Annotated in this window: 12 protein-coding genes; 7 read left to right on the top strand and 5 right to left on the bottom strand. The window is 34.1% G+C overall.

Features of this window, described 5'->3' with window-relative positions:
* Nucleotides 1-40 precede the first annotated feature (40 nt).
* The 4 genes from ACZIX2_RS04010 to ACZIX2_RS03995 all read right to left on the bottom strand — a co-directional run bounded on the left by ACZIX2_RS04010 (nucleotide 41) and on the right by ACZIX2_RS03995 (nucleotide 4,049).
* The gene (locus tag ACZIX2_RS04010) at nucleotides 41-2,785 is read right to left on the bottom strand and encodes a helix-turn-helix and ligand-binding sensor domain-containing protein (protein ID WP_463338792.1); all 2,745 of its coding nucleotides are present in this window, start codon (nucleotides 2,783-2,785) and stop codon (nucleotides 41-43) included.
* A 102-nt stretch (nucleotides 2,786-2,887) separates the two neighbouring features.
* Entirely contained in the window at nucleotides 2,888-3,109 is a 222-nt protein-coding gene (locus ACZIX2_RS04005; protein WP_463338791.1) for a hypothetical protein, read from the bottom strand.
* Nucleotides 3,110-3,162: 53 nt separating this feature from the next.
* Nucleotides 3,163-3,453, bottom strand: a complete 291-nt coding sequence (locus ACZIX2_RS04000; protein WP_463338790.1) for a putative quinol monooxygenase — start codon at nucleotides 3,451-3,453, stop codon at nucleotides 3,163-3,165.
* A 2-nt stretch (nucleotides 3,454-3,455) separates the two neighbouring features.
* Nucleotides 3,456-4,049: an NAD(P)H-dependent oxidoreductase gene (locus tag ACZIX2_RS03995; RefSeq protein WP_463338789.1), complete on the bottom strand. Its 594-nt coding sequence runs from the start codon at nucleotides 4,047-4,049 to the stop codon at nucleotides 3,456-3,458.
* 96 nt (nucleotides 4,050-4,145) lie between these two features.
* Between ACZIX2_RS03995 and ACZIX2_RS03990 the strand changes: the two genes are divergently transcribed.
* A complete protein-coding gene (locus ACZIX2_RS03990) occupies nucleotides 4,146-5,036 on the top strand; it encodes a LysR family transcriptional regulator (protein ID WP_463338788.1) in 891 nt (296 codons plus the stop codon).
* Between the two features lie 47 nt (nucleotides 5,037-5,083).
* Here the strand turns inward: ACZIX2_RS03990 and ACZIX2_RS03985 are convergent, their stop codons facing one another.
* Entirely contained in the window at nucleotides 5,084-7,060 is a 1,977-nt protein-coding gene (locus ACZIX2_RS03985) for an alpha-ketoacid dehydrogenase subunit alpha/beta (protein WP_463338787.1), read from the bottom strand.
* A gap of 170 nt (nucleotides 7,061-7,230) precedes the next feature.
* Here ACZIX2_RS03985 and ACZIX2_RS03980 point away from each other — a divergent pair, with 170 nt between their 5' ends.
* From ACZIX2_RS03980 to ACZIX2_RS03955, 6 genes are all read left to right on the top strand, one after another.
* Entirely contained in the window at nucleotides 7,231-8,184 is a 954-nt protein-coding gene (locus ACZIX2_RS03980) for an isopenicillin N synthase family dioxygenase (protein WP_463338786.1), read from the top strand.
* Nucleotides 8,185-8,270: 86 nt separating this feature from the next.
* Nucleotides 8,271-8,600, top strand: a complete 330-nt coding sequence (locus tag ACZIX2_RS03975; protein ID WP_463338785.1) for a translation initiation factor — start codon at nucleotides 8,271-8,273, stop codon at nucleotides 8,598-8,600.
* A gap of 105 nt (nucleotides 8,601-8,705) precedes the next feature.
* Nucleotides 8,706-9,572 carry a nucleoside phosphorylase gene (locus tag ACZIX2_RS03970; RefSeq protein WP_463338784.1) on the top strand — a complete coding sequence of 289 codons (867 nt, stop codon included), beginning with the start codon at nucleotides 8,706-8,708 and terminating at the stop codon, nucleotides 9,570-9,572.
* A 12-nt stretch (nucleotides 9,573-9,584) separates the two neighbouring features.
* The gene (locus tag ACZIX2_RS03965) at nucleotides 9,585-10,115 is read left to right on the top strand and encodes a GNAT family N-acetyltransferase (RefSeq protein ID WP_463338783.1); all 531 of its coding nucleotides are present in this window, start codon (nucleotides 9,585-9,587) and stop codon (nucleotides 10,113-10,115) included.
* The gene (locus tag ACZIX2_RS03960) at nucleotides 10,116-10,967 is read left to right on the top strand and encodes a substrate-binding domain-containing protein (protein WP_463338782.1); all 852 of its coding nucleotides are present in this window, start codon (nucleotides 10,116-10,118) and stop codon (nucleotides 10,965-10,967) included.
* 18 nt (nucleotides 10,968-10,985) lie between these two features.
* A complete protein-coding gene (locus tag ACZIX2_RS03955) occupies nucleotides 10,986-11,918 on the top strand; it encodes a transglutaminase (protein ID WP_463338781.1) in 933 nt (310 codons plus the stop codon).
* Nucleotides 11,919-11,927 lie beyond the last annotated feature (9 nt).

Here is an 11,927-nt window from a genome sequence, read left to right as displayed (position 1 = left end):
ACGTTTTATAAAGAAAAAAATATATGCTCTTAAACAAACTTTAAATGTTCAACAAAAATTTGGTGAGGTTTTCTTCTTGTTGAAGTTGTAATTTCTTTCTTAATCGATAACGATGCAATTCTACACCACGAAATGAAATATTCATCATTGGTGCGATTTCCTTAGAAGAAAGATTCATCTTTAAGTAGATGCAAAGCTTGATATCCTTTGGAGTCAATTTTGGATACTTAGCTGTTAGATTAGTAATAAACTCTTTGTGAATATGGTTCAGATTGGTTTCAAAAGCTTCCCACTCATGCTTGTTGACCGAATTAATCTTGATCACCTTCTTTATTTCATTTTTAACCTTACTCACCTCGGTTTCGGTTTCTAAAATGGTCTGAATTTTATCCATCATCTCAGTTTGTTTGGCTATAGATAATGATTTTCCAGCCACTTCAGAAGATTTGGTTTGCAATTCTAATTCTAAAATGTGTTTTTCGTACTCTTGAAACTGTAATTCGTTTTGTGCTTTCAGCTCCATCTTCATCAGTTCATTTTTGTGTTTCAATGTTTCTTCTTGCAATTTTAATTTTTGCTGATAACGCATTTTATTCCACTTATAATACAGAAACAAGAAGCCTCCCAAAACCATAAAATAGAGTATAAACATCCAAAACGTCAAATACCAAGGATGTTTTACTTTGAGTAAAAATGAATTAAGCTTGACAAAGTCAATTCCATCATGATAATATACATTGATAAATAAGGATCCGCTTCTCATATTATTTAAAACAAACCCATCATCTTTTAAAGGTATAAATTCTTTACCATCATCAATACTATAAAATAAGTTGGGCCTTTTGTAACCATACATTCCTGTAATAACTCTAACTCGTAATTCAGCATTATTATCTACTTTGTCTCCTTGTAAAAGCAAAACCTCATGATTATAAACCTCAATTTTTGGTGTTGTGGTTTTTTTATTATCAAACTCAAAAGCAATTGCTATGAATCCGTCATCTAAGTTTAATAAATAATGCTTATTTGACTGATACACTTTCAAGTTTTCAATAGAAAGTTTCCCACGATAATATTTATCACGAATTTTATTCCATTTGAAATGACTTCCATCGGTCAAAATATGATACAAAATACCTTCTTTTACAACCAAAAACTGATTATCGTCTAAGGCCACCACATTAGAAATGTCTTTAAAATTGGATTGAAACAACTCGTTTATTTCTAATTTGCGTTCTAGTGAATTGTACGTATACCAATTGTTATCGATTAAAAACAACAGTTCGTTTCGAAAATCAAAAATTTTTACTCCAAAATCATTCTTGATATTACTTTGTTGGGATACATTTTTTACAGTAACTGTTTCATACCGATCATTGGTCACTATCCGATATAATCCTCTATAATTATCTGCTGCCCAAATTTCATTTTTCCTGTTTTGTGCTACATATTTAATAGGTTTGACCAATCCTTTAATATTATATTTTACGGATAAATCATTGGGATTAGGATACACTACCACACCGGTATATGTAGCCTGCAAATAGGATGCGTTGATGCCACTTTTTACAAAATTCCAGCCTCCATTCTCCACATTTAATTGCCTTAATGTTGAGTTAGGCTCATAGAGAAAGGTACCGGAATTATGACCTACAATAAAGCCTTGTGGTACTGCTTCAATATCCCATGCTTGACCTTTTCCCGCTGGTAATGGCTCAAGTTTATTAGAGTGAAATTCAAAAACCCCATGATTTGAGGCCAGTAAAAAATGCGAAGGAGATGTTTGTGCAACAGAATAAACCGATCCTAAAATACCCGAATTATCATTTAAAATAGAAATAGGAGAATTAATTTCAACATGAGAAATCCCATTATCCAAACCCAACCATAAATCATTTTCGGCATCAAGCGTCATCGACAATACCGAATTATTTAGCAACACGTTTTTTTTACTTATGTTCTGATAAGTGTCTTGTTTAAAGTCATACAAAAAAAGCCCTTGCAATCCCGTACCTATAATGAGCTTTTGAGGAGCAACCCAGTGTGTGACATTGATTGTAGCCGATTTTAAAAGGGCATTCAACGGATGATTCCAAGGTTGAAGTATGTTATTTTCAAATACAAATACGCCTTTGTTTTGAGTAAAAATAAAAAGTCTTTTATTTATTTTTTGAATCCCATGAATTACCGTTTTTTTCAGTTTATCCATACCGGGTATGGCTTGAAAATGATCATTTTTCATTCGAAAAATCCCATTTTCGACCGTGGCTACATAAAGTTCCTGATCAATCGGAAAGCAATATGATATCAAATGGGAAAACGTAATTTTCTTAACCGTTCGTTTGTTGTAGGCATACAATTGATTGAAAGATTGAAAATAAATAATACCATTTTGTTTAAAAATTTTCCATATTTCTTCATTTTCATTTTCATAGAAAACCGACTTTCCATGGGTCAGCGAAAAATATTCCATTTTGCCATTATTTCTTTGCCAATATCCAAACTCTTTATAAGAACCTGAATATATTCGATCACCATCAGAAAAAACAGATCGAATTACAGTATTAATGGGCAATCGGTATTTTTCCCATTCGTTACCATCGTAACGAATAAAATACTTGTTATTAGCAAAATACATGGCTTTATCCTCCCCTTGCACAATACTCCAAACCTGATTATCTCCTTTGTAAATCGACTTGTTATAATTTTCGACAAAAGGCAATAATTCCTGCCCAAAAAGGGAAGTTGTAATAATTAATCCAAAAAACAAGACTATTTTTTTCAAAATTGTAATTTTTACTATCAAATTTAACAGTTTTAAATAAAAATGACTAAATAAATAGTCAAAAATCAAAAAAGCTGTCTATGCAAGACAGCTTTTTTTGAATTATATTTCTCTTCGCCCTCGTAAGATATCTTCAAAAGTACAGCATTTCACCATTTTTTCCTTTCCCTCAATAATCAATGGCAAATAGATAGATTCCACTTCTGAAAGATCTTCTTTCAAATAGAAAGCCATGTCGTCCAACATAAAGAACCACTCTTTGTCGTATTGCATTTTATGAATAGAAGCTTCTTGTATGAGTTGTTTTTCTTTTAAAGGTTTCATGGTATTCAATTTTCAAGTCAAAATTAAAACTAACCTTGTTTGTGCCAAAATTTCTACGATAATTTATTGTTAAAATACACCAAAGGAGCCTCTTGCAATAAGGCATTTGATCGTTCAAAAAAAGCTTGAATATACTTTTGTTGGTTATGTTTTTCAAATCCTTCTTGATCTTTCCATATTTCGTGAAAAATAAAAATTGAGGAATCTGTTTGTTCCTGAAACAATTCGTATTGCATACATGCTTCTTCTTTCGTGGATTTTTGAACCATTTCAAGCAAAAACAATTTTACTTCTGCAGTTTTTTCAGTTTTACTTTTAATTATTGCGGTAAGATGTATTGCCATGATTAATTTAAAAAAAGTTGTTCTAAATGATTTTGATAAGTTTTAAGATCATTTGCTACGTTGGCATTTTTTTCAATATCGTGAAAATGGATGCTTTGCAACGGTTCCAATCCTACAAAGGCATTCATTCTATGAAATCCAAATAAAGGTCCATCATCTACAGAATGCTGTTTAAAAAACTCACCAGGCAATGTAAAAGCCTCTTTGGGTGCATTCCAAGAAGTAGTCAGCATGTATTTTTTTCCTTTAAGCATACCTCCTGTTCCATAATTAATGGCTGGATTTTCAGATGTACGCCCATCACTTTTATAGATTCCGTTGGCATGTCCTTCAGTAAAAACTACATCAATATACTTTTTAAAACCATGGGGCAATTGAAACCACCAGATTGGGGTATGGTAAATGATAACATCCGCCCAAACAAAATTTTCGACTTCCTCTTTTGGATCATATTCTTCATTGATATTGGTGGTTCTCACTTCGAAATTCGCATTATTCTCAAAAAAATTTACTGAAGCATTGGTAATTGTTTCATTGAAACGTCCACCTGAATGACCAAATTTTTGACCTCCATTAATTATAAAAACTTTTTTCATGATTTCTTTGTTTAATTTGATGGTGCAAAATTACAGCCTCACATACTATTATTAAAATAAGATAAATTATACATTTGTATTATAAAAATAATAGTTATGGTCAATTTAGAATGGTACCGAACCTTTAAAGCGGTTTACAAAACAGGTACTTTAACCAGTGCTGCCGAGGAGTTATTCATCTCTCAACCCGGTGTAAGTCTTCATATTAGCTCATTAGAAAATTATGTTGGCTTCAAATTGTTTGATAGGACCGGCCGAAAAATGGTCCCAACCGAAAAAGGAAAGGTACTTTACAATTATATTATTGAACCACTATCCAAATTAGAAGATGCTGAAAAAAATTTTCAACGAAGTACTGAAAAAAACACCCCTACTATTAGTGTAGGCATGTGCTTTGAAACGTTTCAAATTACACTTGAAAAATACATTTCAAGTTTACCTTTCAATGTAATTATACAATTCGGATTGTACCCAGAAATGGTTGATTATTTGGAAAAAGGAATTTTAGATTTGATCATTACACCACAAAATGTTACAAAAAACAACATTGTTTATGAACCTTTTTCAAAAGAAACTATCGTTCTTATCTGTGGTATAAACGAAAATCGCGATGAATTTACAACGCTTTTAGAAAGTAAAAACTCCAATGAATTGGAATCGTGGCTAAAACAACAGAAATGGTATGGCACTACAGGAGATATGGAACATTTGCGCCGTTTTTGGCAACTCAATTTTAATAAGTATCCTGATTTTAGACCCAATTATATTGTTCCAAATATAAATTCAATTATTCGATGTTTGAGTTCCGGTCATGGGCTAGCTGTTGTTCCTGATTTTCTGTGTAAAAGTGAAATAGAAAATGGAACCGTACAAGTATTATGGGAAGGATATCATGCTTTAGTTAACACCTTGTATTTTGCCACCAGAAAAAAAAGCATCTATGCTAAAGAAATAGAACTGATAAAAGAAAAATTCCATTCTTTATAAAAGATGATTGTCGTTTTTGGGCAACAATCATCTTTTTGATTTCTATTTTAGTATGCTATTAAATCCAGCAATTCTTTTTCGAATCTGCCTTTGGGTAAATATTGATCTTCAAGTGCTTTTGTAAAAGGGATTGGCGAATCCAAACTGGCCACGCGTTTTACTGGCGCATCCAAATACTCAAAACAATTTTCCATAATCAATGCTGACAAATCACTGGCAATTCCACCAAAAAGACTGTCTTCTTGCACAATAATGGCTTTTCCTGTTTTCTTTACCGAAGCAAAAACAGTTTCGGTGTCCAAGGGTTGTAAGGTACGTAAATCAATCACATCAGCACTAAACTGTGGATTTTTATCCAAGGTTTCTAAGGCCCAATGAACGGTAGCTCCAAAAGCAATAATGGTGATTTGTTTCCCTTCTTTTAAAAGAGCTGCCTTACCTAAAGGAAGCGTGTAATACTCCTTCGGAACCTCTTGATAAATGGAGCGGTACAATAATTTATGTTCGAAAAATAAAACCGGATTAGGGTCATTAATCGATTCATTTAATAATCCTTTGGCATCATAAGGAAAAGCAGGATAAACCACTTTCAAACCTGGTGTTTTGGTAAACCAAGCTTCATTAGTTTGAGAATGAAAAGGTCCCGCTTGAGTTCCTCCACCACAAGGCATTCGGATCACAACATCGGCTTTTTCTAACCAACGATAATGTGATTTAGCCAAAAGATTCACTATTGGATTAAAACCTGTAGAAACAAAGTCTGCAAATTGCATTTCCATAATAGCTTTGTATCCATTAATGGACAATCCCATAGCGGCAGAAACTACAGCGCTTTCGCAAATAGGTGTATTTCGAACGCGTTCCTTTCCAAATTCAGCCACAAAACCATCGGTTATTTTAAATGCACCTCCATATTCAGCAATGTCTTGCCCCATAATTACAGAGTTTTCATAGCGCTGCATGGATTGCTTTAATCCTTGACTAATAGCATCTATAAAACGAATATTTTCGGTAGGACCTGAGGGTTCAACAATTTCTGCAACATAGGGTTTGTAGACATCATTTAACTCTTCGGCAAGACTAGCTTCAATTTCTGGTTCGGCATTAGCCAAAGCCCAATCAGTATCAATTACCTTTTTGATTTCTGCTTTCATTTCAGCATCCAATGCTTCTGAAAGTATACCGTTTTCAAGTAAGAAATTTTTATAATTGGTCACAGGATCTTTAGCTGCCCACAAATCCATCAATTCTTGAGGAACGTATTTAGTGCCGCTTGCCTCTTCGTGGCCTCGCATTCTAAACGTTTTAAACTCTAGTAAAATTGGACGTGGACGCTCAATCATTGAAGCTTTTAATTCGGAAATCAAATTAAAGACTTCCAAAATATTATTCCCATCTACAATATGACTTTCCATGCCATATCCTATTCCTTTGTCAGCCAAATTTTCGCAACGGTATTGTTCGTTTGTAGGGGTCGAAAGGCCATAACCGTTATTTTCAATAACAAAAAGAACCGGCAAATCCCAAACAGCAGCAATGTTTAACGCTTCATGAAAATCGCCTTCACTAGTAGCTCCCTCGCCTGTAAAAACAGCGGTTACTTTATTATTTTTTTTAAGTGTATTAGCCAAAGCAATCCCATCTGCAACTCCTAATTGAGGACCCAAATGCGAAATCATTCCAATAATCTTATAGTCTTGAGTCCCAAAATGGAAACTACGATCTCTCCCTTTTGTAAAACCATTGGCTTTACCTTGCCATTGCGAAAACAATCGATGCAAAGGAATGTCTCTTCCAGTAAAAACGCCTAAGTTTCTATGCATAGGCAATATATACTCATCCTGGTCTAAGGCAGCGGTAATTCCCACAGCAATAGCTTCTTGGCCAATGCCAGAAAACCACTTAGACACTTTACCTTGTCTAATTAGGATAAGCATTTTTTCCTCAATTAATCTTGGAACAATTATCTTATTATAAAGTTGTAATAATTGAAAGTCGGTAAGATTTTTTCTATCAAATATCATTTTGGTTTAGCGTTTAAATAGGATTCAAAGATATAAAAATATCACAGTTTTGCTAATTTTTGTTATATTTTTATAAATCAACAAGACTTCAAACCTAAAAGGATTTCAAAAAAAATCGTTAATTTTGTTACTTGAAGATTTTGACTTCAAAACTATTTAATTTTTTTACTATGCAAAACATTCCTAGTGTTGACTTGCGTGATTTCCTTTCGGATGACCCGAAACGTAAACAAAAATTTGTAAATGAAATCGGAACCGCTTACGAAGAAATTGGCTTCGTAGCATTAAAAGGTCATTTTTTAAATGACGAATTAGTAGAGAACTTATATGCCGAAGTTCGTAACTTTTTTTCGCTTCCACTCGAAGTAAAAGAAAAATATGAAATTCCAGGTATTGGAGGACAAAGAGGCTACATTTCTTTTGGAAAAGAACATGCCAAAGGACGCTCAGCTGGAGATTTGAAAGAATTTTGGCATTTTGGCCAATATGTAAGCGAAGGTTCAAAATACGAAGGTGAATATCCTGCCAATGTTGAAGTTTCAGAATTAGCTAATTTTAATACCGTTGGTAAAGAAGCTTATCAAATGCTTGAGAAAACAGGGGTTTATGTATTAAGAGCCTTAGCCTTATTTATTGGATTGGATGAATTTTATTTTGACCAATACGTAAAAGATGGTAATAGTATTTTGAGACCTATCCACTATCCACCCATTACAGATGAACCAAAAGACGGCGCCGTTCGTGCCGCAGCTCACGGAGACATTAACTTAATTACCCTATTAATGGGGGCTCAAGGAAAAGGCTTACAAGTGCAAAACCACGAAGGCGAATGGATTGACGCTATGGCACAACCTGATGAATTAATGATTAATGTTGGTGATATGTTATCACGTCATACCAATAATCGTTTGAAATCAACTATTCATCAAGTAGTGAATCCGCCGAGAGAATTATGGGGAACCTCACGTTATTCTATTCCGTTTTTCATGCATCCTGTTAGCGATATGAAGCTAAATTGCTTGGAAAATTGTATCGATGACCAACATCCTAAATTATTTGATGACATCACTGCAGGCGATTATTTGTATGAACGTTTGGTAGATTTGGGTTTAATCAAAAAATAAAAGTATAAACATACTATCAGTAATTCCAAATTCCATTGCTTACCAACTTGGAATTTGGAATTTGATTTTTTCAAAAGTTCAATTTTATGGATTTACAAGACCAATTAAAACAACTTTTTCCAGATCATCAACCTCTTCCCGACGAACCCGTTGAGGAAGTAGCACACGAATTGTATGTGCAAAAAGAACCGATGATTTGTAAATACGAAAAACGAAAAGGCAAAGCCACCACCATTATCGAGGGCTATGAGGGAACCGATGAGGATTTCAAAATTTTAGCCAAAGAAATAAAAACAAAATTGAGTGTGGGTGGCACTTTCAAAGAAGGTGCAATCATCATTCAAGGTGATTATCGCGATAAAATTATGGCTCTTTTAAAAGATAAAGGCTTCAAAACAAAAAGAGTTGGAGGGTAATCCCCCAGACCCCAAAATGGGGAATATTTAGCTTGATTATTAATAAAAACTATACCTATTCACCTCTAATAGGCATTCCCCCTTTGGGGGATAGGGGGCTTTGATATGATAAAAGATTCCGAATTAATACTCAACCCTGATGGTAGTGTCTATCATCTCAACTTAAAGCCAGAGCAAATTGCAAGCACGATTCTGTTTGTAGGCGATCAAGATCGTGTAGAAAAAATCACTAAGCATTTTGATACTATTGAATTAACCGTTCAAAAAAGAGAATTCAAAACGCAAACCGGAACCTATAAAGGCAAGCGAATTAGTGTGGTTTCTACTGGAATAGGTCCTGACAATATTGATATTGTACTCAACGAATTAGACGCTTTAGTCAATATCGATTTGAAAACTAGAAAGGTAAAAGACACGCTAACCTCATTGCGAATCATCAGAATTGGAACTTCTGGATCTCTACAAGCCGATATTCCAGTAGATCATTTTGTGATGGCGCAGTACGGACTAGGATTAGACAACATGCTTCGCTCCTATTTGATTGATTCGATTTCAGAAAACCGTTTAGAAAAAGCGTTTATCGAACATACCAACTGGGATTTGAAAAAAGGAACACCTTATGTCATCGGTTGTTCCCCTGAGTTGGAGCAATTGATTGCTAGTGATCAAATTCACAAAGGCATTACAGCCACCGCTGGTGGTTTTTACGGGCCACAAGGACGTGTGTTACGATTAGGAATACAAGATCCAGCATTGAATGCTAAAATGGATTCTTTTAGTTTCGAAGGACATCGCATTACCAATTTAGAAATGGAAACCAGTGCCATTTATGGACTTGGTAAATTACTAGGTCATCACTGTTTATCAATGAATGCCATAATTGCCAATCGTGCCAACGGCACTTTTAGCCAAGATCCTTATAAAGCTGTTGACGAACTTATTTTGTACACTCTGAATAAACTAACGCAATAATTGTAACAAATTATGGATTTACTTCTCGAAACCGACCGATTGATTCTTCGTCCACTTACTCTAGACTATGCAAAAGCAATGTTTGTCATGGATTCTAATCCTAACGTACACAAATACCTATGGAATACCCCTGCTAAAGATATTTCTGAAATCATTAAGGTAATTGAGTATGTGCAAAAACAATATGCAGAAAACAACATTGGTCGTTATGCCACACTTCTTAAAGAAAACGGACAGTTTATTGGTTGGACTGGTATTAAATTCGTTAATGATCATGTAGAAAATGGGAACACCAATTTTTTTGATTATGGCTATAGGTTAGATGAGCCTTTTTGGAATAAAGGCTATGCCACCGAAGCCACAAAATTTTGGTTGGATTATGGTTTCAATCAGATGAAGATAAAAGAAGTAAATGCATACACTCATGCTCAAAATGGCGCATCCAATCATATTTTGAGCAAATGCGGTATGCGGTTTCAAGAAGAATACACCGCAGAAGACGGAATCAACTGGAAATGGTGGCAACTAATAAATCAAAAATAAATGACAACAATAAAAATAGCTGGTGTTCCTGAACATTTCAACCTTCCTTGGCATTTGGCCATTGAAAACAAAGAATTTGCAAATGAAGGAATCGATTTACAATGGACCGACGTTCCAGAAGGCACAGGCAAAATGTGCCAAATGCTTCGGGATGGAAGTACTGATATTGCCATTATTTTAACCGAAGGAATCATAAAAGATATCATTGCAGGAAATCCTTCAAAAATAGTTCAAGTTTACGTAGAATCCCCTTTAATATGGGGGATACATGTTGCCGCTCAATCCAAATATGAAACTTTAGCTCAACTTGAAGGCACCAAAGCCGCCATTTCTAGAATTGGCTCTGGCTCTCAATTAATGGCCTATGTCAATGCTAATAATCAAAATTGGGATCTTAACTCTTTGTCATTCGAAATTGTCAATACAATTGACGGAGCCGTGACAGCTTTGAAAGAAGGTACTGCCGATTACTTCATGTGGGAAAAATTCATGACACAACCCCTAATAGACAATGGAGTATTTAAAAGAGTTGGGGAATGCCCTACTCCTTGGCCTTGTTTTGTAATTGCAGTGCGTGATTCGCTATTGGAAAACAATCCTACAATCGTAAAAAAAATAGTCGAAATTATCAACTCCAAAACGCTTCACTTCAAAGAAACTAAGGGAATAATCGAGATGTTAGCAAAGCGATATCAGCAAAAAGAAAATGATCTTCATAATTGGTTGGAAATTACCGAATGGTCACAAAAAACAATAACCCAAGAAGAGTATGATAAAATACAAAATAGCTTATTCGAACTAGGTATTATTAATAAAAAAAGTACATTTGCTAGTATAGTAAAAAGGCTATAATCACATACCTTTTTTGATATGATATCCTCCAAAAAATTTGACTTTAATCAATTCAAAACAAAATTTCAAGTAAAGAAACCTTGGGATTGGATTATTATATCAATTCTAAATATTTTATTGGCTTTTCCTACCTTTATCATAGTTCATCAAAACCTTATTGACCCAGATTGGCCATTAAACATTGATAGAATTCTTATTGTTATTGTAGTATTAGTTAGCATTCATATACTACTCAATGCTGTTAAAACCTTCTTGATTATTGCCATAATTGTTTATTTTTTCATCCTCATTTATGGTAGTTTATTTGGAAACTACGGTTTCAAAAGTCTATTGGAAGACTACAATTCGATGCTATACACCATGTCTAACAACCCCTACCCACAAGACATTATCATTGCTAAATTGCTTCCTTTTCCAAACAAATCAAAAATTATTAGCGCCATAGAATATAACAACCCTAAAGTAAGAAACTTTGCAATAATGGCTACCAATAAACATTTCAAACATGTTTATGGGTATAAAAATTACAAATCCCTAATTCAGTGTTTTGCAGTTTTCAAAGAAATAAACAGTAAATGGAATTATGTAAACGACCCTAAAAATGGAGATTATATAGCTAGAGCCTCTGAATCACTATTGTATTTCTCTGGTGATTGCGATGATCATTCCATTTTAATGGCTGCTGCAGTGAGAGCAATTGGTGGAACTCCTCGGTTAATTCATACCAAAGGCCATATTTATCCAGAAATTCTCATTGGGAAAGTAAGCGATTTAGAAATAATAAATTTTCTTATAAAAAATGAATTGTTTCCTTTAGAAAGCTCAAATAATCAATTGCATTATCACATAGACGAACGAAACAATGTGTGGTTAAATTTGGATTATACTGCAAAATATCCTGGTGGTCCATTTATGTCAGAAGAAATTTTGGGGGCACTAACCTTAAACTAAGCACCAAAC

It is taken from the genome of Flavobacterium riviphilum (assembly GCF_055231795.1).
This window is presented reverse-complemented; position numbering and strand designations above follow the sequence as displayed.

What these genes read in the sequence shown, in the direction of transcription:
- ACZIX2_RS04005 (WP_463338791.1), bottom strand. Translation starts at nt 3,109, where the DNA reads ATGAAACCTTTAAAAGAAAAACAACTCATACAAGAAGCTTCTATTCAT.
- ACZIX2_RS04000 (WP_463338790.1), bottom strand. Translation starts at nt 3,453, where the DNA reads ATGGCAATACATCTTACCGCAATAATTAAAAGTAAAACTGAAAAAACT.
- ACZIX2_RS03995 (WP_463338789.1), bottom strand. Translation starts at nt 4,049, where the DNA reads ATGAAAAAAGTTTTTATAATTAATGGAGGTCAAAAATTTGGTCATTCA.
- ACZIX2_RS03990 (WP_463338788.1), top strand. Translation starts at nt 4,146, where the DNA reads ATGGTCAATTTAGAATGGTACCGAACCTTTAAAGCGGTTTACAAAACA.
- ACZIX2_RS03985 (WP_463338787.1), bottom strand. Translation starts at nt 7,060, where the DNA reads ATGATATTTGATAGAAAAAATCTTACCGACTTTCAATTATTACAACTT.
- ACZIX2_RS03980 (WP_463338786.1), top strand. Translation starts at nt 7,231, where the DNA reads ATGCAAAACATTCCTAGTGTTGACTTGCGTGATTTCCTTTCGGATGAC.
- ACZIX2_RS03975 (WP_463338785.1), top strand. Translation starts at nt 8,271, where the DNA reads ATGGATTTACAAGACCAATTAAAACAACTTTTTCCAGATCATCAACCT.
- ACZIX2_RS03970 (WP_463338784.1), top strand. Translation starts at nt 8,706, where the DNA reads ATGATAAAAGATTCCGAATTAATACTCAACCCTGATGGTAGTGTCTAT.
- ACZIX2_RS03965 (WP_463338783.1), top strand. Translation starts at nt 9,585, where the DNA reads ATGGATTTACTTCTCGAAACCGACCGATTGATTCTTCGTCCACTTACT.
- ACZIX2_RS03960 (WP_463338782.1), top strand. Translation starts at nt 10,116, where the DNA reads ATGACAACAATAAAAATAGCTGGTGTTCCTGAACATTTCAACCTTCCT.
- ACZIX2_RS03955 (WP_463338781.1), top strand. Translation starts at nt 10,986, where the DNA reads ATGATATCCTCCAAAAAATTTGACTTTAATCAATTCAAAACAAAATTT.